The 24120-nt window shown below is 38.7% G+C and carries 27 protein-coding genes, 1 tRNA gene, 1 pseudogene and 1 other annotated feature; of the genes and pseudogenes, 5 read left to right on the top strand and 24 right to left on the bottom strand.

Annotated elements, in window-relative coordinates; all coding sequences use genetic code 11:
• Positions 1-5: 5 nt before the first annotated feature.
• The 5 genes from dprA to gyrA form a co-directional block, all read right to left on the bottom strand.
• Positions 6-863 (bottom strand): DNA-processing protein DprA, encoded by an 858-nt coding sequence (dprA, locus tag I1J71_RS00715; protein WP_368407196.1) that lies wholly within the window; start codon positions 861-863, stop codon positions 6-8.
• A 106-nt stretch (positions 864-969) separates the two neighbouring features.
• On the bottom strand, positions 970-1905 hold the full coding sequence (gene dapA / locus I1J71_RS00710) for a 4-hydroxy-tetrahydrodipicolinate synthase (RefSeq protein ID WP_195183351.1): 936 nt from the start codon (positions 1903-1905) through the stop codon (positions 970-972).
• Positions 1906-2139: 234 nt separating this feature from the next.
• Complete coding sequence (locus I1J71_RS00705; RefSeq protein WP_195183350.1) at positions 2140-3216, bottom strand: aspartate-semialdehyde dehydrogenase; 1077 nt, start codon at positions 3214-3216, stop codon at positions 2140-2142.
• Between the two features lie 286 nt (positions 3217-3502).
• Positions 3503-4252 carry a class A sortase gene (locus I1J71_RS00700; protein ID WP_195183349.1) on the bottom strand — a complete coding sequence of 250 codons (750 nt, stop codon included), beginning with the start codon at positions 4250-4252 and terminating at the stop codon, positions 3503-3505.
• Positions 4252-6720: a DNA gyrase subunit A gene (gene gyrA, locus I1J71_RS00695; protein WP_195183348.1), complete on the bottom strand. Its 2469-nt coding sequence runs from the start codon at positions 6718-6720 to the stop codon at positions 4252-4254. Before gyrA ends, I1J71_RS00700 begins: the two co-directional genes overlap by 1 nt.
• Positions 6721-6916: 196 nt before the next feature.
• Here gyrA and I1J71_RS00690 point away from each other — a divergent pair.
• Positions 6917-7903: pseudogene (locus I1J71_RS00690) on the top strand (L-lactate dehydrogenase).
• A 61-nt stretch (positions 7904-7964) separates the two neighbouring features.
• On the opposite strand, the gene sdbB reads toward I1J71_RS00690, so the two are convergent.
• From sdbB to I1J71_RS00640, 10 genes are all read right to left on the bottom strand, one after another.
• Complete coding sequence (gene sdbB / locus I1J71_RS00685) at positions 7965-8528, bottom strand: thiol-disulfide oxidoreductase-associated lipoprotein SdbB (protein WP_195183347.1); 564 nt, start codon at positions 8526-8528, stop codon at positions 7965-7967.
• A gap of 12 nt (positions 8529-8540) precedes the next feature.
• Positions 8541-9248 carry a thiol-disulfide oxidoreductase-associated membrane protein CcdA2 gene (gene ccdA2, locus I1J71_RS00680; RefSeq protein ID WP_195183346.1) on the bottom strand — a complete coding sequence of 236 codons (708 nt, stop codon included), beginning with the start codon at positions 9246-9248 and terminating at the stop codon, positions 8541-8543.
• A 123-nt stretch (positions 9249-9371) separates the two neighbouring features.
• The gene (locus tag I1J71_RS00675; RefSeq protein ID WP_195183345.1) at positions 9372-10232 is read right to left on the bottom strand and encodes a methionyl aminopeptidase; all 861 of its coding nucleotides are present in this window, start codon (positions 10230-10232) and stop codon (positions 9372-9374) included.
• Positions 10233-10247: 15 nt separating this feature from the next.
• Positions 10248-11525: a CBS-HotDog domain-containing transcription factor SpxR gene (gene spxR / locus I1J71_RS00670; RefSeq protein WP_036757618.1), complete on the bottom strand. Its 1278-nt coding sequence runs from the start codon at positions 11523-11525 to the stop codon at positions 10248-10250.
• A complete protein-coding gene (locus I1J71_RS00665) occupies positions 11518-12069 on the bottom strand; it encodes a GNAT family N-acetyltransferase (protein WP_006145664.1) in 552 nt (183 codons plus the stop codon). The genes spxR and I1J71_RS00665 overlap by 8 nt, the downstream gene beginning before the upstream one ends.
• A gap of 17 nt (positions 12070-12086) precedes the next feature.
• Positions 12087-13346 carry a UDP-N-acetylglucosamine 1-carboxyvinyltransferase gene (locus tag I1J71_RS00660; RefSeq protein ID WP_195183344.1) on the bottom strand — a complete coding sequence of 420 codons (1260 nt, stop codon included), beginning with the start codon at positions 13344-13346 and terminating at the stop codon, positions 12087-12089.
• Positions 13347-13557: 211 nt separating this feature from the next.
• Positions 13558-13851, bottom strand: a complete 294-nt coding sequence (gene rpmA, locus I1J71_RS00655; protein WP_000916509.1) for a 50S ribosomal protein L27 — start codon at positions 13849-13851, stop codon at positions 13558-13560.
• Between the two features lie 16 nt (positions 13852-13867).
• Positions 13868-14212, bottom strand: coding sequence for a ribosomal-processing cysteine protease Prp (locus tag I1J71_RS00650; RefSeq protein ID WP_023947780.1), 345 nt, complete (start codon positions 14210-14212; stop codon positions 13868-13870).
• A gap of 15 nt (positions 14213-14227) precedes the next feature.
• The gene (gene rplU, locus I1J71_RS00645; protein WP_000109141.1) at positions 14228-14542 is read right to left on the bottom strand and encodes a 50S ribosomal protein L21; all 315 of its coding nucleotides are present in this window, start codon (positions 14540-14542) and stop codon (positions 14228-14230) included.
• 35 nt (positions 14543-14577) lie between these two features.
• Positions 14578-14665, bottom strand: a sequence feature (ribosomal protein L21 leader region).
• Between the two features lie 54 nt (positions 14666-14719).
• Positions 14720-15415, bottom strand: coding sequence for a YoaK family protein (locus tag I1J71_RS00640; RefSeq protein WP_195183343.1), 696 nt, complete (start codon positions 15413-15415; stop codon positions 14720-14722).
• 146 nt (positions 15416-15561) lie between these two features.
• On the opposite strand from I1J71_RS00640, the gene I1J71_RS00635 reads away from it, so the two are divergent.
• Both I1J71_RS00635 and I1J71_RS00630 read left to right on the top strand, forming a co-directional pair.
• Positions 15562-16539, top strand: a complete 978-nt coding sequence (locus I1J71_RS00635) for a Gfo/Idh/MocA family protein (RefSeq protein ID WP_195183342.1) — start codon at positions 15562-15564, stop codon at positions 16537-16539.
• Positions 16536-17618, top strand: a complete 1083-nt coding sequence (locus I1J71_RS00630) for a DEAD/DEAH box helicase (RefSeq protein ID WP_195183341.1) — start codon at positions 16536-16538, stop codon at positions 17616-17618. The genes I1J71_RS00635 and I1J71_RS00630 overlap by 4 nt, the downstream gene beginning before the upstream one ends.
• Before the next feature lie 179 nt (positions 17619-17797).
• On the opposite strand, the gene I1J71_RS00625 is transcribed toward I1J71_RS00630, so the two are convergent.
• Entirely contained in the window at positions 17798-18175 is a 378-nt protein-coding gene (locus I1J71_RS00625) for a DUF1934 domain-containing protein (RefSeq protein WP_195183340.1), read from the bottom strand.
• A 72-nt stretch (positions 18176-18247) separates the two neighbouring features.
• On the opposite strand from I1J71_RS00625, the gene I1J71_RS00620 reads away from it, so the two are divergent.
• Both I1J71_RS00620 and yidA read left to right on the top strand, forming a co-directional pair.
• A complete protein-coding gene (locus I1J71_RS00620) occupies positions 18248-19552 on the top strand; it encodes an HD domain-containing protein (protein WP_195183339.1) in 1305 nt (434 codons plus the stop codon).
• Between the two features lie 12 nt (positions 19553-19564).
• Entirely contained in the window at positions 19565-20371 is an 807-nt protein-coding gene (gene yidA, locus I1J71_RS00615) for a sugar-phosphatase (protein ID WP_074324159.1), read from the top strand.
• Positions 20372-20444: 73 nt separating this feature from the next.
• On the opposite strand, the gene I1J71_RS00610 is transcribed toward yidA, so the two are convergent.
• The 8 genes from I1J71_RS00610 to I1J71_RS00575 all read right to left on the bottom strand — a co-directional run bounded on the left by I1J71_RS00610 (position 20445) and on the right by I1J71_RS00575 (position 24067).
• Positions 20445-20918, bottom strand: coding sequence for a hypothetical protein (locus I1J71_RS00610; RefSeq protein WP_195183338.1), 474 nt, complete (start codon positions 20916-20918; stop codon positions 20445-20447).
• Positions 20919-20964: 46 nt separating this feature from the next.
• Positions 20965-21852, bottom strand: a complete 888-nt coding sequence (locus tag I1J71_RS00605; protein WP_195183337.1) for a hypothetical protein — start codon at positions 21850-21852, stop codon at positions 20965-20967.
• Positions 21853-21966: 114 nt separating this feature from the next.
• A tRNA-Arg gene (locus I1J71_RS00600) sits at positions 21967-22038 on the bottom strand.
• A 44-nt stretch (positions 22039-22082) separates the two neighbouring features.
• On the bottom strand, positions 22083-22430 hold the full coding sequence (gene rplS, locus I1J71_RS00595) for a 50S ribosomal protein L19 (protein WP_001068669.1): 348 nt from the start codon (positions 22428-22430) through the stop codon (positions 22083-22085).
• Between the two features lie 118 nt (positions 22431-22548).
• Positions 22549-22878, bottom strand: coding sequence for a fluoride efflux transporter CrcB (gene crcB, locus I1J71_RS00590; RefSeq protein ID WP_178894915.1), 330 nt, complete (start codon positions 22876-22878; stop codon positions 22549-22551).
• A complete protein-coding gene (gene crcB / locus I1J71_RS00585; RefSeq protein ID WP_178894914.1) occupies positions 22872-23246 on the bottom strand; it encodes a fluoride efflux transporter CrcB in 375 nt (124 codons plus the stop codon). The genes crcB (I1J71_RS00590) and crcB (I1J71_RS00585) overlap by 7 nt, the downstream gene beginning before the upstream one ends.
• The gene (locus I1J71_RS00580; protein WP_178894913.1) at positions 23243-23509 is read right to left on the bottom strand and encodes a chorismate mutase; all 267 of its coding nucleotides are present in this window, start codon (positions 23507-23509) and stop codon (positions 23243-23245) included. The genes crcB (I1J71_RS00585) and I1J71_RS00580 overlap by 4 nt, the downstream gene beginning before the upstream one ends.
• 114 nt (positions 23510-23623) lie before the next feature.
• Entirely contained in the window at positions 23624-24067 is a 444-nt protein-coding gene (locus I1J71_RS00575) for a flavodoxin (protein WP_006148652.1), read from the bottom strand.
• Positions 24068-24120 lie beyond the last annotated feature (53 nt).

Raw genomic sequence — 24120 nt, 5'->3', positions numbered from 1 at the left:
TATTTCTAAAACTCAAACTCAGCGAGAATATCCTGCCCACATGTTGCTAGTTTTGCTCCTTCTTGGATCAAATGATGACAGCCGTCTGAGCGTCCATCTAAAATGGAACCTGGAATCGCAAAGACATCTCTACCTTCCTCCATCGCACGCTCACAAGTGATTAAGCTACCAGATCTCATTTTAGCTTCTGCAACGATAACTCCTCGACACAATCCTGCAATAATGCGATTTCTGGCAGGAAAGTGAAATTTCAAGGGTTCTTCCCCTGGTCCGTACTCACTTAGTATTAAATGATTGTCTCCAATATATTCTTGAAGACGTTTATTGGAGCGGGGATAATGGACGTCTAAACCAGTTCCGATCACTGCAATCGTTTTGCCACCAGTTTGAAGAACTGACATATGGGCTGCTGTGTCAATTCCTCTAGCAAGTCCGCTCACCACAACTAATTCATTCTCCAGTTCTTCGATGACTTTCCGGACTGATTTGGTTCCGGTTTGACTACAAGAGCGACTACCTACAACTGCTATCTTTGGTAATTTTAAGAGATTTAAATCTCCTTTATAAAAAAGCAATACAGGTGCATCGTAAATTTCACTGAGTGCAATTGGATAAACATCATCCAAAATCGAAAATGATGGGAACTTTTCAAAATCTTTCTTTAAACGTTCCATACTTTCAAAAGTCAGCTTATGATACCGCTCCATAAAAACTACTGGGTTACGACACTCCGAGGCTTCAGCGATTGTCTCTAAACTCAATTCCTGATCATAAATTTCTCCGTATTGAAGTACTTTCAGAACCTGCTGATTACTTAATCCTGCTTGCTTTAGCTTATAAATTTCAAAATTATCAATCTTAATTTTCATGATCGACTCCTTTTTCTCTCTCTATTTAACTATTCGTAGAAAAAGAAAAAAACTCCCAACAATTTTACTTGTTAGGAAGTTTCTATTTATCTTAGTTATATTAGTAATCAGGTCGAAGAACTCCAGTGACAGTCGCTTTAGTTGCTTCGTAGTCTCCGTCAATAACAACCTTGATAATGCGTTTAGCATCCTCTTCAGGCGCAGGAACCAATGGGAGGCGAGTTGGACCAGCTTCAAATCCCATATAGTTGAGTACTGCCTTAACAGGTGCAGGACTTGGGTATGAGAAGAGAGCATTAACCTTGGGAATAAATTTACGTTGAATAGATGCCGCTTTCTTCATATCACTCTCTTCAATCGCAGTGAACATTTCATGCATTTCATCACCATTCGTATGAGAAGCAACAGAAATTACACCGTCAGCACCAAGATTCATAGCATGGAAAGCATCCCCATCTTCACCAGTGTATACCAAAAAGTCTTCAGGCTTATGCTCAATCAAGTAGGCCATATTGGCAAGACTAGTACATTCTTTGACACCGATAATATTTGGATGGTCAGCCAAACGAAGTAAAGTATCTGGAGTCATTTCGACAACTACACGACCTGGGATGTTATAGATAATAATTGGCAAATCTGATGCGTCTGCAATGGCTTTAAAGTGTTGGTACATACCTTCTTGAGATGGTTTATTGTAGTAAGGTACAATCGCTAGACCGGCTGCAAAACCACCAAACTCCGCTACTTCTTTAACGAACTCGATCGAGTCGCGAGTATCGTTAGTACCAACACCCGCAATTAAAGGAACACGGCCGTTAACAACCTTTTGTACAGCCGCGAACAACTGCAACTCTTCATCGTGGGTTAGGGTTGGACTCTCAGCAGTCGTCCCCGCCATGAGAATACCATCAGTATGGTGTGCCAATAAATGTTCAATCAACTTTGGAATCGCGTCAAAATTTATTGACCCATCTTCATGAAAAGGGGTAATAAAAGCAGTGATAATTTTACAATCTTTTAAATCTTGATAAGACATAGAAAAAACCTTTCTCTATATAAGAAAGAGGCTGGGGCATACTTGCCTTTACCTCCTGTTCTGTACATAAAATAAGAGGAAGAAATCAAACTCTTCGAGTTACTGATTTCTGTTTCATAACGCAGTGGTTGATTGGAACTACTCATGTTTGCAACATTCGTACTTACTAATCAACTGTGCGGGGGCAAAACTACGAAATCAAACTCTTCGAGTTACTGATTTCTGTTTTGCTCCCTATTTCAATTCAAATTTTAATTCTGTAGTTGGACGAACCAAACCACGTTCATGTAAAGTCTCTGCAATTTGCACTGAGTTCCAAGCAGCACCTTTAAGAAGGTTATCAGACACCACCCACATGTGGATCCCTTTTTCAGCATCCAAGTCTTTACGGATACGTCCGACAAATGTATCACGTGAACCGACAGCATTGACTGCTTGAGGATAGATTTGGTGAGCAACATCGTCTTCAAGAACTGCACCTGGGAAGGCAGCAATAGCAGCTTTGACTTCATCGATTGGTGCTACTTCTTTTGTTTCAATATAGACTGACTCAGAGTGGGCTGACAAGACAGGAATACGCACGCAAGTTGCTGAAACGGCAATGCTATCGTCTTCCATGATTTTCTTAGTTTCGTTTGTCATCTTCATTTCTTCATAAGTGTAGTCATTATCAGTGAAGACATCAATTTGCGGAAGAGCGTTGAAGGCGATTGGATAGTGTTTCTTATCTCCACCTGAAGGTAAGATTTCTGCTTTAACATCACGTGGGTTAACTCCATCATTTAAGACTTCACGAAGCTCACGTTGGGTTTCAAGAATAGCTCCCATACCGGCACCTGAAACTGCTTGATAAGTTGATACAATGATACGGTCCAAACCCCATTTTTGACGAACAGGCTCAAGAGCAACCATCATTTGAATAGTTGAACAGTTTGGACAAGAGATGATTCCGTTGTGAGCATCAAGAGCATGGGCGTTTACTTCAGGAACGACTAATGGCACATCTGGATTTTGACGGAAATAAGAAGTGTTATCTACTACTACTGCCCCCGCTTTAACAGCATAAGGTGCGTATTTTGCAGAAGTTGAACCACCAGCTGAGAAGAGAGCAATATCAACTCCTTCAAAAGCTTCTTCTGTTGTTTCTTCAATAGTCACATCTTGGCCTTTGAATTGCAAGACCTTTCCTGCAGAACGTGCAGATGCAAGATAGCGAATTTTATCGATTGGAAGAGTTGATTCTTCCAACATTTTGATCATTTGAGCACCAACGGCACCTGTAGCACCGACAACAGCAACTGTGTATCCCATAACAAACCTCTTTTTGAATTTTCTAAAAATTTCTATAATAGAAACATTATACTACTTTTTAAAAGAATTGAAAAGTCTTTACCCTATCTATTTTCTGAAATTACAAGAAAAGGCGATGGGACAGAAATCGATAGACAAAGTCTCGATTTCGTAGTCCCAGCCCCGCGAGGATGATTAGGAGCTTTTTGGAGTCTAAAAGACGAACAAAAAGTTCAATCAGCTACCGCGTCAAAGTTTGATTGCTAATAAAAAATGAGGTCGGGCTCTTTTGGCCCAACCTCTTCTACTATTCATAAAATTGTTTATATGGTTTAGTAAATGATTGCAATATTTCTGGAGAAGCTTCTAAATAGTCTTTAACTTCCTTCAAATTTGCTTTAACAATTATCCGTTCTGTAGCATTAGCATCTTCACAGGTTACCAAAGTCAGCTCGTCAATCCCTTCTCTGTCTTCAATAACATCGATGCGATCTGGAGTTACCTTTTTAACTTCTACTATTTCATATTTATAAACTTTTTCTTTATCTGTTAGATAAATGAACATTCCATTAGTAGCACGTGCTAAGGGTGAAAATAGCTTCTGATCTGCATCTTTACCAGTAAAAATCCGGTGACTTGCCAATGAATAATTTCCCTGCCCCATAACCTGATTAGCTTTCATCGTTCCAGCACCATAGAACAGGTTCACATTATCCAGCCCCTTAAAAATAGGTAAATTCATTTCAAGTTCTGGAATAGAAATACCCCCAATCACTGGAAGTTGTTGGGAATTCCATTGAGCAGAAAGTACTGCCTCTGAAGATAAGGATTTTACAGAGTCAAAATCAAAATTTCCACTAGCAGTTTTATTTTCCTCAATTTCCTCTTTTGAAACCTGACTTACTTGATATTTATTGGTATTCCAAATCATAATTACATCACGTATCTTTGAATTAAAAATCAAAGCTAGAGACAAAAGGATTAGAAATCCAGCCAAAATATTAATCAGCAGATTCTTACGCTTATTTTTTTTACTTTTTATTCTTTTTTGAGACATTATTCTTCACTTTCTGTTTCGTTTTCTGTCCCAACTTCTTCTTTCTCTGCTGCTGCAACTGTTGTAAAGGTTACAATCTTAGCATTTTCATCTAGACGCATCACTTTTACTCCCATAGTTGAACGTCCAGTTTGTGAAATATTGGCAACATTTGTTCGAATCATAACACCAGTATCTGTGATGACCATCAAGTCTTCGTCACCTTTTACTGTGAGTAGGCCGGCAAGTTGACCGTTTTTATCGGTAATATTAGCGGTTTTCATACCTTTACCAGCACGACCTTTAGTTGGATATTCAGTGGCAACTGTACGCTTACCGTATCCTTTTTCGGTGATAATGAGAACCTCATCTTGGTCAGTGATTACTCTAGCTCCAACTACAGAATCGCCTTCACGAAGATTTACTCCTTTAACACCAGTTGCACTACGACTCATGCTACGAACGGATGACTGGTTGAAACGAACTGCATAGCCTAACTTAGTACCGATAATGATATCAGTATCTTCTTGAGTAAGAAGAACATTAATCAATTCGTCCTCATCTTTCAAATTCAAGGCTTTTAGACCATTTTGACGAATGTTGGCAAATTCTTTAACGCTAGTTCTCTTAACAATACCTGCTCGAGTCGTAAAGAAGATGTATGCATCATCACTACGTTCTGATTCGACATTAATGATAGTTTGGATGCTTTCTCCCTCATCCAGTTTCAAGAGGTTAACTACAGGCAATCCCTTGGCTGTACGACCATATTCTGGGATTTCATAACCTTTCAAACGATAGACACGACCTTTGTTGGTAAAGAAGAGCAAGTGATCATGGGTGCTGGTAGAAACCAACTCACGGACAAAGTCATCGTCCTTGACTCCTGTTCCCTGTACGCCACGTCCACCACGTTTTTGGACAGTAAACTCGTCTTGGTCCAAACGTTTAATATAACCTTTATTTGATAGAGTGATAAGAACATCAGACTCTTCAATCAAGTCTTCATCTTCAAGCGTCAAGACTTCACCAACCATTAACTCAGTACGGCGTTTATCTTCATACTTGCGTTTGACTTCATCCAATTCTTCCTTGATGATTTGCGCAACACGTTCTGGTTTAGCAAGAATGTCCGCTAAGTCAGCAATCAAAGCAATCAACTCATTATATTCAGATTGAATCTTATCACGCTCCAAGCCAGTCAAACGACGGAGACGCATGTCTAGGATTGCTTGGCTTTGACGTTCAGATAGCTTGAACTTGCTCATCAATTCCGCTTGAGCTTCTTGGTCAGTTTCGCTGGCACGGATGATACGAATGACTTCATCAATATGATCCAGAGCAATTAGCAAACCTTCCAAGATATGCGCGCGTGCCTCAGCTTTTTCTTTATCAAATTGAGTGCGACGAGTCACAACTTCTTTTTGGTGCTCAATGTATGCATCCAAGATTTGGCGAAGCGATAAAATCTTTGGAACACCATTTTGGATAGCAAGCATGTTAAAACCAAAGCTAGTCTGCATCTGAGTCATCTTGAATAAGTTGTTCAAAATAACATTAGCTGATGCATCACGTCTAACTTCAATAACAAAGCGAACACCTTCACGGTTAGATTCATCACGAACAGCTGTAATTCCATCGATACGTTTTTCCTGAACTAAACGTACAATGTGTTCATGCACTTTAGTCTTGTTAACCATATATGGAAATTCTGTAACAACGATCCGTTCGCGACCTGTTTTAGTTTCTTCAATTTCCGTACGAGAACGAAGAACAATAGATCCCTTACCGGTCTCATACGCCTTATGAATACCTGATTTACCCATAACTAGGGCAGCTGTTGGGAAGTCTGGACCAGGCAAAACTTCCATTAAATCTTTGGTTGTAACTTCAGGATTATCCATGACGAGTTTAACAGCATCAATGGTTTCACCCAAATTATGAGGTGGAATATTGGTCGCCATACCAACGGCAATACCTGTGGCACCATTGACCAAAAGATTTGGGAAACGAGCTGGTAAAACAACAGGTTCTCGTTCATTGGCATCATAGTTATCAACAAAATCAACGGTATTTTTATTGATATCGCGAAGCATTTCAAGAGCAATTTTGCTCATACGTGCTTCTGTATAACGTTGCGCGGCAGCACCATCACCGTCCATAGAACCAAAGTTACCGTGCCCATCTACAAGCATGTAGCGGTAGCTCCACCATTGAGCCATACGAACCATAGCTTCATAGATAGATGAGTCCCCGTGTGGGTGGTATTTACCCATTACGTCCCCTGTAATACGGGCAGATTTCTTATGAGGTTTATCAGGAGTAACTCCTAATTCGTTCATTCCGTACAAAATACGACGATGAACAGGTTTCAACCCATCACGAACATCAGGAAGAGCCCGCGATACGATTACACTCATGGCGTAATCGATAAAGCTAGTCTTCATCTCCTTGGTCAGATTGACATTCACTAAATTTTTATCTTGCATTAACAAATGCCTCGTTTCACTATTAGTAATTACATATATTATACCATAGTTTGGACTATTTTACAGTCTAACAACACGTGTAAAACGTTTACATATTTATCCCGAAGGTATATCCGTGACAAAGCTTAGCAAAAGTGATAGAATGAAATCAAATAGGGGTTCCCCCTGAAAAAAAACAAAGGAGATGTTTAGACAAATGACAGTTACTAAACAACACAAAAAAGTTATCCTCGTTGGTGACGGTGCCGTAGGTTCATCTTACGCTTTTGCTCTTGTTAACCAAGGCATTGCTCAAGAACTTGGTATCATTGAAATTCCTCAATTGTTTGAAAAAGCAGTTGGTGATGCTGAAGACCTTAGCCACGCGCTAGCTTTTACTTCACCTAAAAAAATCTATGCAGCTAAGTACGAAGACTGTGCGGATGCAGACCTTGTAGTTATCACTGCTGGTGCTCCACAAAAACCAGGTGAAACTCGTCTCGATCTTGTTGGTAAAAACCTTGCTATTAACAAATCAATTGTTGAACAAGTTGTTGCATCTGGATTTGACGGTATCTTCCTTGTTGCCGCTAACCCAGTTGACATTTTAACTTACTCAACTTGGAAATTCTCAGGATTCCCTAAAGAACGTGTTATCGGTTCAGGTACTTCACTTGACTCAGCTCGTTTCCGTCAAGCACTTGCTGAAACTATCGGTGTTGATGCTCGTTCAGTTCACGCCTACATCATGGGTGAGCACGGTGACTCTGAATTTGCAGTTTGGTCACACGCTAACGTTGCCGGTGTTAAATTGGAACAATGGTTACAAGCTAACCGTGACTTGAATGAAGCGGATCTTGTTGAACTCTTCATCTCAGTTCGTGACGCTGCTTACTCAATCATCAACAAAAAAGGTGCTACATAATACGGTATCGCAGTTGCTCTTGCTCGTATCACAAAAGCTATCCTTGATGATGAAAATGCGGTTCTTCCACTTTCAGTCTTCCAAGAAGGCCAATACGGAGTTGAAAACGTCTTTATCGGTCAACCAGCTATCGTTGGTGCGCATGGTATCGTTCGCCCAGTTAACATCCCATTGAACGACGCTGAAACTCAAAAAATGCAACTTTCTGCTCGTGAATTGCAAGAGATTATTGATGAAGCATGGAAAAACCCAGAATTCCAAGCTGCTTCTAAAAACTAACTCAATTTAATTTTAAAAAAAGAAATGTCTAGACAAAACAGTCTAGACATTTTTTATAACGTTAATCCATTTGTGCAAAAGCTGCTTCAGCATCTACATTGCTAATTGCACCTAACTGAATCTTAGCAATTTTACCATTTGAATCAATTAGGTATTCAGTTGGAATACTTCGAATCTGATAGGCTTGGAATGTAGTTCCCTTAGTGTCATATAAGACAGGTATATCTTTATAGCCCTGCTCCTCAAACCATTTTGGAAATTGGTCGATCGTTTTTTCGCCTTGAAGGCCGGGTGCAATAACAGATAATATTTCAAAATCACGATCTTCTTTTGCAGCAAGTTCCATTAATTCAGGCATACTTTTTTTACAAGGTCCGCACCAAGAAGCCCAAAATTTAAGATAAACTTTCTTTCCTTTATAATCTGATAATTTCACTTCTTTTCCATCCATAGATTGGAGCGTGAAATCCGGTGCTTCTGCTCCTACAGCTATTTGCTTAACCGTTGCTTGCTGCTGTGCTTGAGTCGTTTGATTTTCCTGACTTAGTTCCTTCTCTTCCTTGCCACAAGCAATCAAAAGAAAGATAGATAAGAAACTAAGTCCAAAATAGATTGTTTTTTTCATAGATAACTCCTTTTATCCTAATATTCCAGATAAGACATTTAACTGTCCCAACATTAATAAAATTCCCATGAGAATAATTAGTAAACCACCAATTCTTTTCAGTAAGAGTAGGTGAGATTTAATTCTACTAAAATAAGGCATAATCAGACCTGATGCCAAAGCCAATACTAAAAATGGAAGCGCCATTCCAAGAGTATAAACTAGGGTTAATAAGGCCCCTTGAAGAGCTCCATTTCCTCCTGAGGCAGCTAATGCTAAAACTGAACTTAAAACTGGACCAATACATGGAGTCCAACCAAAGCTGAAGCTGATACCTAATAGAAAGGCTGATAGATATTTACTAGACTGTTTTTGATCAAATCTTACTGTTTTTTGGAACTCTAATTTTCGTAGATGAAGGATTTCCATCTGATGTAAGCCTAGTATGATAATAATACCACCCATAACATAACGAAACCAATCAGCATAGAGTAAGTTCCCCAGAAATCCTGCTCCAAACCCTAGAATAAAGAAAATTAGAGAGATACCAGCGATAAAACAGAATGTCCGAATTAATCCTGACCAGGCAACATCTTTACCTAAAAACCGAAATGTTTTTGACTGCTCTTGATCATCTAACAAAACACCTGCATAGACTGGTAACAAAGGAAATATGCAGGGAGAAAAAAATGACAAGATACCAGCTAAAAATACAGAGATAAAAAATATAATACTTTCCAATTAAGAACCTTCTTTCATATAGTCATCTTTTATTTTACTATAAAAGAAAACGTTTGTAAGATATCTGCTACGCAAATTTGATTTCAGCTTTAACAAAAAAAAGGAGCTCAGCTCCCTTTTTTATTAATAAGTTCCTTCTTCACCTTGACTTGTCAAGATTACAGGTCCATCCTTGGTAATAACAAACTGGTGTTCATACTGACATGATAGACCACCGTCGATAGTTTTATGAGCCCAACCTGTCTCCATGTCTGTATCGATTTCCCAATCACCTGTATTGATCATAGGTTCGATTGTCAAAACCATACCTTCACGAAGACGGAGACCACGACCAGCTACACCATAGTTAGGAACCATTGGCTCTTCATGCATAGTTGGTCCAACACCGTGTCCTACAAGATCACGGACAACACCGTATCCACGACTTTCAGCATATTCTTGAATCGCTGCCCCAATATCGCCAATTCGGTTGCCAACAACAGCTTGCTCGATACCCTTATACATAGCTTCCTTGGTCACGTCCATCAAGTTTTTAACTTCTTCTGATGGTTTACCAACTGCGTATGCCCAACAAGAATCAGCCAAGCCACCCGTAAAGTTTTGAGTATATTTTTTCATCTGCTCAACGTTGTTAAAATTGAGTTTAGAAACATTGAGGTCAGACTTCGCGATTGGCCCACCAAGAACCATATCAACCTTTAGGAGGTCACCCTCTTTGAGGATATAATGACGAGGGAAGGCGTGTGCTACTTCGTCATTGAGCGAACAGCAGGTTGCATATGGATAGTCCATCATTGCTCCATCAACACCAATCTGCAGTGGAAGGAAATTCTCTTCTTTACAACGACGGCGAACATACTCTTCTACTTCCCACATATCAACACCTGGCTTGATGATATCACGCAAGCCAATGTGGATACTTGCAAGAAAATCACCTGCCTTATCCATAGCTTCGATTTCTCTAGCTGATTTTAATGTAATCATGTTTACTCCTAGATTCTAATTAATTTTTACAGTTACATTTGCTTTTGATACAATTTGATGATTGAGATAAATGTCATAATCAATAATAGCTGATCGTCTCGTATGATGAATTATTCTAGCTTGAATACGTAGAACATCATCAATCTGAACAGCCTGTAAGAAGTAAATCAACATTTGTTCAATGATGAGGTTACGCCCGCTATTAACGACCAAGTCTTGTGTCATATGAGTCAAGATTTCTGAAAGAACACCATTAGCCAGAACACCATTTTTTTCTAACATAAAGGGTTCGACTGTAATGACAACCTCATCATGATGATAAGATAGCTTCTGTCCAATCTGTTCTGAAAAGGTTGGTAAAGTTGAGACCTGAGAACGACTCATTTTTTCCATGACATCACGTCTAGTAATGACACCAAGCAAGGTTTGATTGCTCCGTACAACAGGTACCATTTCAAAATCTTCAGCAATCATTCTCTGGCTCACGTTAGCAATATTTGTGGCTAAACCGGTCATGTAGACAGTTCTTGTCATGACCTTATCAATGGTAGTTCCTGGTGATTTATCTCCAGCATCACGCATGGTCACGACACCCACAACAACCTTATGCTGATTGATAACAGGGAATCGACTACTTCTATTCTTACGAACTAAATCTAAATAATCTTTTACAGTATCCGTTTCTTGTAAAAAACCATATTCATGACAAGTGCGATAGATTTTTTCAACCGTTAAAATATCTGTCTTTATTTGTACATTTGACAAAGCTCGGTTAATCATGGTTGCAATGGTAAATGTGTCATGTTTGCTGCGTAACACTGGGATATTTTTCTTATTAGCAGCATCCAAAACATCTTTATGAACTTCAAATCCACCTGTTACCAAGACAGCATTTTCATTTTCAAGTGCCAATAATTGGATTCGTGTTCTGTCACCGACAATAAGTAGACCGCCATCATGAAGATAAGAAAGAATATTCTTTTCTGTCATGGCTCCAATGGAGAATTTACTGAATTCTCTCTCCAAACCAGCTTGGCCAGCTAAAACTTCTGAACCAGTGACTTCTGCAATTTCTGCAAAGGTTAATCTCTCAATGGCAACTTTTTTGGACTTGACACGGACAGTTCCACTTCGAGGACGTGTTTCAACCAATCCTCTATTTTCAGCTTCTTTGATAGCACGATAAGCTGTACCATCACTCACTCCCAGCCTATTTGAAATACTTCGAACACTGACCCGTTTTCCGACTGGTAATTCTTCTAAATAAGCTAAAATTTCTTGGTGTTTACTCATTTAGCTCTCCTTTTGTATAGCGAAATTCTAGATAATCCCGCATCTTACGAGTATATCGATCACTACCCTTGAAACGACGATATAGAACGAAGCCTGATTTTTGTGCAACCTTTTGACTAGCACTATTTTCTAAATGCGTCACAATAGAAAGTTGCTTTAATTCAAACTGATCCATAGACAAATCGCGTAATTTGGTAACTGCTTCCGTCATATATCCCTGAGACCAATAGTCTTTCCTTAAAAAATAGCCAATTTCTGCTTCTTTACGAATTTCATCCAGCTTTTCAAACTTAATGGCTCCAATCATCTTCTGTGCTTTCTTATCACAAATCGCCCAAATTCCCAAAGGTGATTTCATAAAGTAGTTAGCAAGAGCATATTGACTTTCCTCAATGCTGGCTTGCGTAGGAAAAATAAATTGGAGATTTTCAGGGTCTGATGCTAGAGCATGAAAGTCATCTACATCCGTAAAAAAGAATGGACGGAAATACAAACGTTCCGTCTCATAGAAAGAATACATTGCTAATTTTGTCCAGATATTCATTGTGTTCCTCAAAATGGCTAATCTTCAATTAGCTCAATATCTGCTCCAAGCTTACGTAATTTTTCAATAATATTTGAGTAGCCTCTTAAAATGAACTCCACACTAGTAATTTCTGTTCTACCTTCAGCCATTAATCCAGCAATAACCAAGGCTGCACCTGCACGTAAGTCAGTCGCTCTTACACTTGCACCGTGTAAAGAATTACCACCCTTATAGATAATGTGATCATTAGTCGTTGTAATATCTGCGTTCATTTTAGCTAATTCAAAGACATGGTTCACACGTTTTTCATAAATGGTATCAATCAGTGTCCCTCGTCCTTCTGCTTTCAACAAAAGTGGTGTAATCGGTTGTTGAAGGTCTGTAGCAAATCCTGGATATGGAGCTGTTTTGATATTTACAGCCTTAAGATTTGTTTGTTCTTCAACGTAGATACTATCTTCAGAAATCGTCATATGAACACCCATTTCTTCAAGTTTTGCAATAAAACCTTCTAAGTGTTCATAAAGTACATTGTTTATAAGAATTCCTTGTCCCACAGCAGCAGCTAAAGAAATATAAGTACCAGCTTCGATACGATCTGGAATAACTTGATGACGTGTGCCGTGTAGAGATTCAACACCATCGATAGTAATCATATCCGTACCTGCACCACGAATATGAGCTCCCATATTATTTAACAAAGTAGCTACATCAATAATTTCAGGCTCTCGAGCAGCATTTTCAATGACTGTACGTCCTTGAGCTTTTACTGCTGCAAGCATCGTATTAATAGTTGCTCCTACACTTACAGTATCCATATAAATACTAGCACCCTGTAACTTAGAACCATTAGTTGAGAGATTCATATTATCTCCCTCATAGGTTGTCTTAGCACCCATAGCTTCAAAAGCTTTCAAGTGCAAGTCAATAGGACGAGGACCCAAGTCACATCCACCAGGCAAACCTACTGTTGCTTCACCAAAACGTCCAAGAAGACTACCGTAGAAATAATAGGATGCGCGAAGACTGTTAATCTTACCGTATGGCATTGGTTTATTTTGAACACCACGAGGATCAATTTCTAGAACGTCATCATAGCGCTTAACACTCGCACCCATAATTTCCATAATATCAACCAAACTAGCGACATCGGAGATATCTGGAACACAATCCAAAATAACTACATCATCTGATAAAATAATAGCAGGAATCAGAGCAACTACACTATTTTTTGCTCCGCTAATGGTTATCTCACCCTTTAATGGGCGTCCACCGTTAATGACAATTTTTTTCATTATCTTTTAAATACTCTTTCAATATATATTCATAAGGTCTCACCCTATATTATACCATATTTCTTTCTTATTATCTATCATAATAAATCAAATAAGCTCCTTAAGATTTTATTGATTTAAAACAGTTTCTGAAGTAAACTTAAATAATAACTGATGCTAAATTTATTCAAAAAAAGGCTTCCCGAAAATCTCGGAAAGCCTTTTATAATGCTTATTTTGCGATTGGGTAAACAGAAACTTGTTTCTTATCGCGACCTTTACGTTCGAAACGTACTACGCCTTCAACTTTAGCGAACAAAGTATCGTCTCCACCACGTCCAACGTTTACACCTGGATAGATGTGTGTACCACGTTGACGGTAAAGGATTGATCCACCAGTTACAGTTTGTCCGTCAGCTGCTTTAGCTCCAAGACGTTTAGCTTGTGAATCGCGTCCGTTTGATGTAGAACCTCCACCTTTTTTGTGGGCGAAAAGTTGCAAGTTGTTAAGAGTCATTTTTAACATAATGTTTTCCTCCGTGTTAGTTTTCTGTGATAACTCTGGTTTGGACGAACTCAGAAGAGTTCTCCGATAAGTTTGCCATACCTAAGAAAAATGATTCAAAAAATAATTGTGTCATTTCTCTCTGGTGAGAAGGAAGATCTTTTGGAATTTCAACCATCAGATAGCCACCTTCATCTTCGTTTAATTCTAAGATTGGTTCATAGCCTGCAAATTTCTCAATGGAATTGATAAAGTTAACGGCAAGCGTAGAAACCGATGCACACACGACATCTAGGCCGTATTCGCCACTCTCGGCGTGTCCAGTAATCTCCGCACTCCTCAGCTCGCCATCTTCGGCTCTCTCAAAGACTGCTTGTATCATGTGTTCTCCTTAAAATTAAGCGTTGATTGCGTTGATGACAACTTTAGTGTATGGTTGACGGTGACCTTGTTTACGGTGGCTACCTTTTTTAGGTTTGTACTTGTAAGTAACAACTTTCTTTTGTTTTCCTTGTTTTTCAACAGTTCCAACTACAGTAGCTCCAGCAACAAGCGGAGTTCCGACAACAGTGTTTTCACCACCAACAAGAACAACTTCGTTAAAAGTAACTTCTTGACCAGCTTCAACGTTCAATTTTTCAACGTAAACTGCTTGACCAACTTCAACTTTAACTTGTTTTCCGCCAGTTTTGATAATTGCGTATGTGCTCATTATGCACCTCCTATGATTTTTTGGGGTTTCCCCGAATTTTTGTGAAGACTCGCCTAGCATCGTGGGACGAACCACTTAAACTTGATGAATCAAGCAACGATGATCGTGCGGTTGCACAGGACTGTGCATAGTCAACTCTACAAGTATAGCATGATTCCAAATTTTTGACAAGTATTTTCATTCAAAATTCAGCCTTTTATTAGACTTTTTTCGCAAAGAAGATAAAATCATACTTAGATAAAAAATACTCATCATGATAGGGACACCTAAAATTGTTTTTTCGTTGAAGATAATCGTTAAGTAAGCTGAAAATACTACTCCTAGAATGAAACTAACAAGTAGGCTCACAAAAATCAATCCTTCCATCAAAAAGGCTGTATGCTTGGTCCGGACGTATTCGCCAAAAGCCAACATGGTGCGTTTGATATTTCCCGTCATAAAGGCATTATTATAGGCAATTCCAGAAACCTCTCCAAAAGCTGTTGTAACCAGACCCATACAAAAAGCCAGAGGAGGAATAATAAACATGTTATCAACACTCAATGGAACAAAGCCGATTATCAATGATAAAATAGCTAATGGAACAAGTGATAGAATGGGTTTTTTAACAATGCGAAGTTTTTCCTTGTAAATCGTAAGCAAAAAAACGCCTAACATGAAAGATAAAAGTGTCAATATCTTTATTTCAGCATCAGCCAAATTTCTCTGAACGATTCCGACTGATAGAAATACCACATTCCCTGTTTGCCCAGCGACTAAGGTATTCCCTCTTACAATAAACGTATAGGCATCTACATAGCCTGCACAAAAAGTCAAAAAAAGCGCCAATCTTTTTGAATGACGAGAAATTTTTCTCATAGGTAATAATCTCATACTAATCTCCTAAATATACTGTAACTATTGTACCATTTTTTCTAGAAATTTCGAAGTATCAAAGCAAAAGAATTATCTTAACTTATCTAGTTGACTCTTTCTATGATATAATGAAATCAATCATTACTTGTGGAAAAGGAGTAACTATGCTAAAACTTGGTATCATAGGAACTAGTTCAATCAGCCATCATTTTCTAGAGGTTGCCCATACTAGCGGAAAATTTCAACTGGGTGCAGTCTATTCTAGAAAAATAGAAACCGCAGAAAAGTTTGTTGAACAATATCAAGGCGTTAAGCTATTTGATCAGTTAAATGATTTCTTTAATGATTCATTCGATGTGGTATACATTGCTAGTCCGAATTCCCTGCATTTTAGCCAAGCAAAGATGGCTTTATCTGCTGGAAAACATGTTATCCTTGAAAAACCAGCCGTCACTCAACCACAAGAATGGCAGGATTTAGTTCAAACAGCTAAAGATAATAAATGTTTTATCTTTGAAGCAGCACGTAACTATCATGAAGATGCTTTTGCCACAATCAAAGGCTTTCTTGCCAACAAACAAATTCTTGGTGCAGACTTTAACTACGCTAAATACTCTTCTAAGATGCCTAACCTACTTGCTGGCGATACTCCTAATGTTTTCTCAGACCGTTTTGCAGGTGGTGCACTTATGGATCTTGGTATTTATACTCTATACGCAGCAATCCGCTTATTTGGAAAACCGACTCATGCAACCTATCAAGCTCAGAAACTAGATAATAGTATCGATTTGAACGGTGACGGCATGCTCTACTATCCTGACTATCAAGTACATATCAAAGCAGGAAAGAATATCACTTCTAATCTTCCTTGCGAAATTTATACGACAGATGGAACACTGACACTTGATACTATTGAACTTGTTAGTTCAGCTATTTTCACAGACCATCAAGGAAATGAAGTTAAACTTCCTATCCAGCAGGCTCCTCACAACATGACTGAGGAAGTTGCTGCTTTTGCAAACATGATCAAGCAAGCAGACCTGAATCTCTACCAATCTTGGATTGATGATGCGGCACACGTCCACAACCTACTTTACACCATGCGCCAGAATGCTGGCATTAGATTTGAGGCAGAAAAATGAAAACCAAACTAACTACCGAATGGCAAGAATTGATTGTTCAACTGGGCTTCCAAGAATTTACTCCCATTCAAATTCAACTTTTTGAGCCTATAACAAAAGGTGAAAATCTTCTTGGAGTCAGTCCAACTGGAACAGGAAAGACTTTAGCCTATCTCCTACCTAGTCTTCTCAAACTGCAAAAGAAAAAAGCCCAACAATTATTGATTTTAGCACCTAATACCGAGCTTGCTGGACAAATTTTTGAAGTTACTAAAACCTGGGGTGAGGCTATCGGATTAACAGCTCAGCTATTTCTATCTGGTTCGAGCCAGAAACGCCAAATTGAACGACTTAAAAAAGGACCAGAAATTCTGATTGGAACACCTGGTCGTATCTTTGAACTCGTCAAATTGAAAAAAATCAAGATGATGAATGTGGAAACAATCATTCTTGATGAATTCGACCAACTCCTTGATGATTCTCAAATTCATTTTGTTGAAAAAATTACCAACTATGCACCTCGTGACCATCAACTTATTTACATGAGTGCCACTACCAAATTTGACCAAGATAAGATTGCACCTAACACGCTCATCATTGATCTATCAGACCAAAAGTTAGACAATATTCAACACTTCTACATGCAAGTAGACCAACGTCACAGAGTAGATATGCTTCGTAAACTGGCACAGGTTGAAGATTTCCGTAGTCTTGTCTTCTTTAATAGCTTGTCAGACCTTGGAAGTGCAGAGGAAAAATTACAATATCGTGATGTTTTAGCAGTTTCGCTAGCTAGCGATGTCAACGTTAAATTTAGAAAAGTTATTCTAGAAAAATTCAAAGATAATCAACTGACACTACTTCTTGCCACAGACCTTCTCGCTCGTGGTATCGACATTGATAGCCTGGAATGCGTGATTAACTTTGACGTCCCTAGAGACACGGAAACTTACACTCACCGTGCGGGTCGTACAGGACGCATGGGTAAACAAGGCTATGTCATCACTCTTGTAACCCATCCAGAAGAGCTTAAAAAACTTAAGAAATTTACAAGTGTACGTGAAATTGTCTTGAAAAATCAGGAACTGTATATCAAATGAGAGTGGGACAGAAATCGGTAATTCGTTAGAATTCGATTTCGTCGTCCCACCTCCGCACAGTTGAGTAAGGCTGTAAAAGCTGATAAAATCAGCGTAGTAGAGCCCACTCAACCACTGCGTCTTGTTCGACAATCCAAAGACAATTGAGAGGCTAGGACTTTTGTCCCAGCCTCTTTTTCTTATCCCCAAGTAATTTCTAAGCGGTAGTTCGCAAATGGAACCCCTTCTTTGTTCTGAAGTTGATAGGCTAGTTCAATCCTCTCTTCACCAACTTCATAGTAGCTTGTTTGGATAATAAACTCCTGCATGCCTATAGGTGTCGGAATATAGGCTAAACTATCAGAATCCTTCAGAAAACGCATGATGGTCTTAGGATTTGAGAAACGTGACATGACCAGTTCCTCCCCATTAAATTTCAAAACTACCTTTTCTTGCTCCTCATTGTAAAACAAAAGATAGGAAAAATCGCCCTTTTCCCGTAATTCAACATCATAAAGTTGGTCGATTACTTCCAATTGTTCATCGAACTTGATAGTATTTCTCATTCTAATCTTCACAACTATTCCTCTTTCTTCTCACTTATCCCTACTATTTTACCAAAAAGGCAAGGAATTTGCTATAATGGTCTTATGAATGAAAAAGTATTTCGTGACCCAGTTCACAACTATATCCACGTTAATAATCAAGTCATTTATGACCTGATCAATACCAAAGAATTTCAGCGGCTCCGTCGCATCAAACAGCTTGGGACATCTAGCTATACTTTCCACGGTGGAGAGCATAGTCGTTTTTCTCACTGTTTGGGTGTCTACGAAATTGCCCGTCAAATCACTGAGATTTTTGAGGAGAAATATCCTGAGGAATGGGATTCTAACGAGTCACTATTAACCATGACTGCGGCTCTTCTACATGATCTCGGACACGGTGCCTACTCTCATACTTTTGAAAATCTCTTTGACACCGACCACGAGGCCATTACCCAGGAAATTATCCAAAGCCCTGATACAGAGATTCATCAGGTTCTTTTGCAGGTTGCACCGGACTTTCCAAAAAATGTAGCCAGCGTTATCGATCACACTTATCCCAACAAACAAGTGGTTCAACTCATTTCTAGTCAGATTGATGCAGACCGTATGGACTATCTCCTTCGCGACTCCTACTTCACCGGTGCTTTTTATGGCCAGTTCGATCTGACACGTATTCTTCGTGTCATTCGTCCTGTTGAAAATGGCATTGCCTTTCAGCGTAATGGGATGCATGCCATCGAGGATTATGTCCTCAGTCGTTACCAGATGTATATGCAGGTTTATTTCCACCCAGCTACAAGAGCCATGGAAGTCCTTCTGCAAAATCTTTTGAAACGTGCTAAGGAGCTCTTTCCTGAAAATAAGGACTTCTTTGCCCTTACATCCCCACATCTACTGCCATTTTTTGAGAAAAATGTTAGCTTGTCTGACTATCTAGCACTAGATGACGGGGTTATGAATACCTATTTCCAACTCTGGATGACTAGTACAGACAAGATTTTAGCTGATCTTTCCCAACGTTTTATCAACCGTAAGGTCTTCAAATCTATTACTTTTTCTGAGTGCGACCAAGACCAGCTTGAAATCATGCGGAATTTAGTAGAAGATATTGGTTTTGACCCCAACTACTACACTGCTATCCACAAGAATTTTGACCTTCCTTACGATATTTATCGACCAGAGTCTGAAAATCCTAGAACTCAAATCGAGATTGTCCAAAAGAATGGTGAACTAGCAGAGCTTTCTAGCCTATCTCCTATCGTCCAATCTCTTGCAGGAAGCCGTCATGGTGACAACCGTTTCTACTTTCCTAAAGAAATGCTAAAGCAAAACAGTATTTTCACAAATATCATTCAACAATTTTCAAAACTGATTGAGAATGATCATTTTAATCCAGATAAGAAATAACAGAGGAAATTTATGAGTATAAAATTAATCGCCGTCGATATAGATGGTACCCTGGTTAATAGCAAAAAAGAAATTACTCCAGAAGTTTTTGCAGCTATCCAAGATGCCAAAGCTGCTGGAGTCAAGGTTGTTATTGCAACAGGACGCCCCATCGCTGGTGTTGCCAAACTCCTTGACGACTTGCAGTTGAGAGATGAAGGTGACTATGTTGTGACCTTCAACGGTGCCCTTGTCCAAGAAACCGCTAATGGCCATGAGATTATCAGCGAATCCTTGACTTACGAGGACTATCTGGATATGGAATTTCTCAGTCGTAAACTGGGAGTCCATATGCATGCTATTACCAAGGACGGCATCTACACTGCCAATCGCAATATCGGAAAATATACCGTACACGAGTCAACTCTCGTCAGCATGCCAATTTTTTATCGTACACCTGAAGAGATGGCTGATAAAGAAATCGTCAAATGTATGTTTATCGACGAACCTGAGATTCTCGATGCTGCTATTGAAAAGATTCCAGCAGATTTTTACGAGCGATACTCCATCAACAAATCTGCTCCATTTTACCTAGAACTCCTTAAAAAGGATGTAGACAAGGGATCTGCTATCACGCACCTAGCTGAGAAACTTGGATTAAGCAAAGATGAAACTATGGCGATCGGTGACGAAGAAAATGATCGCGCCATGCTCGAAGTCGTTGGAAACCCCGTTGTTATGGAAAACGGAAACCCAGAACTCAAAAAAATCGCCAAATACATCACCAAAACAAATGATGAATCAGGCGTTGCCCATGCCATTCGAACTTGGGTCTTGTAACATGATTAACATATAAAAAAGTACCCCAGAAGTTAGAGAAAAAGTCTAACTCCTGGGGTATTTTAATTACAGATTATTCTTCTGATTCACTTTTTATTTTTGGAATTTTCTTATTATCTAGTTTAGTAATGCCATTGTTCTCAATCTTGGGAAGGTTCTTTAGTTCATCGGCAGTAGGTACCTTCTGGTATACCTTAGCAGGCCTATAGAGTAAAGCAAACGATAAGAACAAAGCAATGATACTTCCAATAGCTGCCAAATTCCGTTTACTCATTTCTGACGAAGGGACCCTAGCTCCACTTGTACTAAGGTCCTTCCATTCAGGATGCTCTGCTTCAATCGCTTTTTTCTCTTCCCAAAGTAGAACGAGTAAAAAATGGTTAAATGGCACAACTGTAGCCATGGCTGTCACGCCTAGTGGGATAAATCTATTGAGATTTATGATGAGCAAGATACTTAGGATAGAAAATAATACGAATAGAACTATTACTAATACTAGTCGAATTTTATATTCTTTTTTTAGTCGAAGGTATTCTTCTTGGGACATCTGACATATTACCTCTTTTCTCTAAACTCTATACAGCTGAAAAGCATTAGTACAGTGACTCCTGCTGTAAATCTTTGATAAACTCCACAACTTGACGGTTTTCAATCCTAACATGGTATCCACCGCTATTATTGACAAGTTTATCCCCTTCATATCTATCAATCTTTACAGCATAAAGACCGCTTGGAAGGGGTTGATTGTTAAAAAATTCTTTCATCTGCGATTCAAGGTCTTTAAGATAAGCATCATATAACTGATCCTTCTTGTCTTCTGGAGTGTAGTATCGAAATTGAAATTCTGGTATAAAAATATCTTTTTGGAAAAGATATTGAGCATCCATGGGATACATCCCTTGTAATGCTTGTCCATTTCTTTGATTTTCCTCTAATATTTCATCATAAAGATACATGTTGCCATTTTTACTGTTAAATTGAAAACTGATCCCTTCATACTTCAAATAGGTCATTTTAGGATCTGTTATTGATGTCTCCAATGTTTTTAAAAATTCGCTGGTGCCTGGACTAATCTCAATTCCTAAATAAGCTAATTCTGGAAAAACTTGATAAATTTTTTTGTTTTGTTTATAATCTACTTCCGCATCAGTCTTTCTATACGTTTCTTTTTCAGAAGGACGAGTATAGTATTCAAAACGGGAATTAGCTTGATAAGTTTTACCATCTATATTTTCAGTGTAAGTACCATGGATTACAAATCCTCCTACACTTGTATAGTTTTTTTCGTATTTTTCTAACTCAAACTGACCTTTAAGACCGTAGTTCTTATAAGAACGATGTACAGCTTGCTTGATTTCTGTCTTACTTACATATGCAAATACCCCCCACATGTCTAGCATTGCAAAAATAGGACTAAGGATTATAAGTATTACAATTGGGACAACTACGGATAAGCAGCCGATTAATAAGCCTTTTTTCATCTCTTTCTCCTAGACTTTCTATGTCCATTATACCACACCATGGATATCTTATGAATGGTTCAAAATTTGTTCAAAGAAAAAACACTGGTTATCCAGTGTTTTTGTTTCTTGTTCTGCCCCCTGCAGGAATCGAACCTGCAACTACTCCTTAGGAGGGAGTTGTTATATCCATTGAACTAAGGGAGCTAGAGAAAAACCCTGCCGTATGAGCAGAGTTTTTGTTCATCGAATTAACGACGGATTTCTTTGATACGAGCTGCCTTACCTTGAAGAGCACGCAAGTAGTACAATTTCGCACGACGTACTTTACCGTAACGAACAACTTCGATCTTTTCAACACGTGGAGTGTGGATTGGGAAGATACGTTCAACACCTACACCGTTAGAGATTTTACGAACTGTGTAGTTTTCTGAGATGCCAGCACCTTTACGTGCAATAACAACACCTTCAAAAATCTGGATACGTTCACGGTTACCTTCGACAACTTTCGCGTGTACACGAACAGTGTCACCAGGACGGAATGAAGGGATATCTGTACGAAGTTGACCTTCAGTCAAGCTTTGGATTAATGGATTCATTTTATTCTCCTATCTTTGTCAATCTTGAGGAAACTTCCTCAGCGGATAAACTGTATTTTTGTGCGTCCATTACACACAAGATACAGTTTATCAAATTTCCTAGAAAAAGTAAAGAAATTTAAAGCAAAATTCCCAAAAAAATCGCAAGCAAACCACCCAAGTAAGTCACAAGTAAATAACTATAAAATGTCTTCTTGTCATTGAGCAGTCTTTGGAGTTCATCATTCAAGGTTGAAAACGTGGTCAAGCCACCACAAAAACCAGTTGCAAGAATAAGATAGACTTCTTTAGACTCCACATGATTGTAGAATAAACCGATCAAAAAACAACCGATTAGATTGGCAATAAGAGTTCCTAGTGGCATTATTGACCTTTGATTATAGCGAGAAAAGAAATAACGCACAAGGGCACCTAGTCCACAAGCAAGTGCTAGATAAAATACTACCATTTCTTCCTCCCTAGACAATAGGCCAATAAAAGTCCTCCGCCGACACTTAAAACTAGGTACACAAGCAAGCTAATGTATCGTCCTGTGTCCAGCATTTTCACAGCGTCTAGTATAAGACTAGAAAATGTCGTTAATCCACCACAGAACCCAGTTCCAAGCGCTAGAACGACACCTTTACTACTTCCTTTAGAAACCAGATAACCTTTCACAAGATAGACTAAGCAGAAAATCCCAAAATAGTTGACTACTAGTGTTCCCCAAGGGAAGTCTGGACTAGATGGCAACCATCTCGAAATCTGAAAACGCATAATTCCTCCCAGCATACCAGCTAGAAAGATTCCTAAAGGGTAAAATTTTTCTTTTTTCATTTGATTGTTTTATCCTGATAATCACGTGAACGTTTGAGAATGTCTGAAAAAGTTACAACAATCGTTTCTTCGTATTTTTTATTGCTGACGCGATTTCTGACTTTCTCAAAAATGGCTTCTTCTCTTTTAGTATCCAAGATTGGTTTTCCTGTAGACTTTTTATAAGCAACTACACCCTCAACTAGATGCATTCTTTCTTCTAAGAGTCTTACGATTTGGTCATCAATTTGATCAATTTCTTGTCTAATAATATCTAAATCCATTGAGTCTCCTTTTTATTTGAATTATTGTACCAAAAAAGCACTAAATAGGCTAGTAAAATCCTAATCCTGGTTAATAAAAACTGCACTGACTTACCCAATCAGTGCAACATTATATTATCCAACTTTAGCAGCTAATTCTTCTGCGAATTGCTCCAAACGTTCAATATCTTCTTCTTCTGCAGATAGGTCTACTTTGACGCACTCTGAACCCTTTTCAGCTCCAGTAGCGATAAATACTCGGTCGAAGTCATCAACAGCTTTACAGAATTCATCGTAGAAAGTATCACCTGATCCGACTACACCATAGATTTTACCGCTCAAGTTGAGGTCTGCTAGGTCTTCGTAGAAGTCCATCATTTCGTCTGGTAATTCTCCATCACCATAAGTATAAGTTGCCACAATGGCGATGTCTGCTTCTAAAAAGTCAGAAGCATCAACTGTTGTACACTCATCAACATCGACATCTAAACCACATTCTCTTAATTTATCTGCTACAATATCTGCGATTTCTTCAGTATTACCGGTCATACTGGCAAATACAATTTTTGCTAATGCCATAAGGTCCTCCTCAATTAATCTTCCTCCATTATATCACAGATTTTTCATTTTAA

The sequence above is a fragment of the Streptococcus infantis genome (assembly GCF_015546995.1).
Lineage (GTDB): Bacteria > Bacillota > Bacilli > Lactobacillales > Streptococcaceae > Streptococcus > Streptococcus infantis_J.
This window is presented reverse-complemented; position numbering and strand designations above follow the sequence as displayed.

Bases quoted from the DNA above. Each gene is read 5' to 3' on its own strand.
- I1J71_RS00650 (WP_023947780.1), bottom strand. From the start codon at position 14,212: ATGATACAAGCAGTCTTTGAGAGAGCCGAAGATGGCGAGCTGAGGAGT.
- dapA (WP_195183351.1), bottom strand. From the start codon at position 1,905: ATGTCTTATCAAGATTTAAAAGATTGTAAAATTATCACTGCTTTTATT.
- I1J71_RS00620 (WP_195183339.1), top strand. From the start codon at position 18,248: ATGAATGAAAAAGTATTTCGTGACCCAGTTCACAACTATATCCACGTT.
- I1J71_RS00700 (WP_195183349.1), bottom strand. From the start codon at position 4,252: ATGTCTCAAAAAAGAATAAAAAGTAAAAAAAATAAGCGTAAGAATCTG.
- gyrA (WP_195183348.1), bottom strand. From the start codon at position 6,720: ATGCAAGATAAAAATTTAGTGAATGTCAATCTGACCAAGGAGATGAAG.
- I1J71_RS00630 (WP_195183341.1), top strand. From the start codon at position 16,536: ATGAAAACCAAACTAACTACCGAATGGCAAGAATTGATTGTTCAACTG.
- I1J71_RS00705 (WP_195183350.1), bottom strand. From the start codon at position 3,216: ATGGGATACACAGTTGCTGTTGTCGGTGCTACAGGTGCCGTTGGTGCT.
- I1J71_RS00575 (WP_006148652.1), bottom strand. From the start codon at position 24,067: ATGGCATTAGCAAAAATTGTATTTGCCAGTATGACCGGTAATACTGAA.
- spxR (WP_036757618.1), bottom strand. From the start codon at position 11,525: ATGAGTAAACACCAAGAAATTTTAGCTTATTTAGAAGAATTACCAGTC.
- I1J71_RS00610 (WP_195183338.1), bottom strand. From the start codon at position 20,918: ATGTCCCAAGAAGAATACCTTCGACTAAAAAAAGAATATAAAATTCGA.
- I1J71_RS00665 (WP_006145664.1), bottom strand. From the start codon at position 12,069: ATGAATATCTGGACAAAATTAGCAATGTATTCTTTCTATGAGACGGAA.
- rplS (WP_001068669.1), bottom strand. From the start codon at position 22,430: ATGAATCCATTAATCCAAAGCTTGACTGAAGGTCAACTTCGTACAGAT.
- crcB (WP_178894915.1), bottom strand. From the start codon at position 22,878: ATGGTAGTATTTTATCTAGCACTTGCTTGTGGACTAGGTGCCCTTGTG.
- sdbB (WP_195183347.1), bottom strand. From the start codon at position 8,528: ATGAAAAAAACAATCTATTTTGGACTTAGTTTCTTATCTATCTTTCTT.
- I1J71_RS00675 (WP_195183345.1), bottom strand. From the start codon at position 10,232: ATGATTACATTAAAATCAGCTAGAGAAATCGAAGCTATGGATAAGGCA.
- I1J71_RS00635 (WP_195183342.1), top strand. From the start codon at position 15,562: ATGCTAAAACTTGGTATCATAGGAACTAGTTCAATCAGCCATCATTTT.
- rplU (WP_000109141.1), bottom strand. From the start codon at position 14,542: ATGAGCACATACGCAATTATCAAAACTGGCGGAAAACAAGTTAAAGTT.
- rpmA (WP_000916509.1), bottom strand. From the start codon at position 13,851: ATGTTAAAAATGACTCTTAACAACTTGCAACTTTTCGCCCACAAAAAA.
- I1J71_RS00640 (WP_195183343.1), bottom strand. From the start codon at position 15,415: ATGAGATTATTACCTATGAGAAAAATTTCTCGTCATTCAAAAAGATTG.
- I1J71_RS00660 (WP_195183344.1), bottom strand. From the start codon at position 13,346: ATGAAAAAAATTGTCATTAACGGTGGACGCCCATTAAAGGGTGAGATA.
- yidA (WP_074324159.1), top strand. From the start codon at position 19,565: ATGAGTATAAAATTAATCGCCGTCGATATAGATGGTACCCTGGTTAAT.
- I1J71_RS00605 (WP_195183337.1), bottom strand. From the start codon at position 21,852: ATGAAAAAAGGCTTATTAATCGGCTGCTTATCCGTAGTTGTCCCAATT.
- crcB (WP_178894914.1), bottom strand. From the start codon at position 23,246: ATGAAAAAAGAAAAATTTTACCCTTTAGGAATCTTTCTAGCTGGTATG.
- I1J71_RS00580 (WP_178894913.1), bottom strand. From the start codon at position 23,509: ATGGATTTAGATATTATTAGACAAGAAATTGATCAAATTGATGACCAA.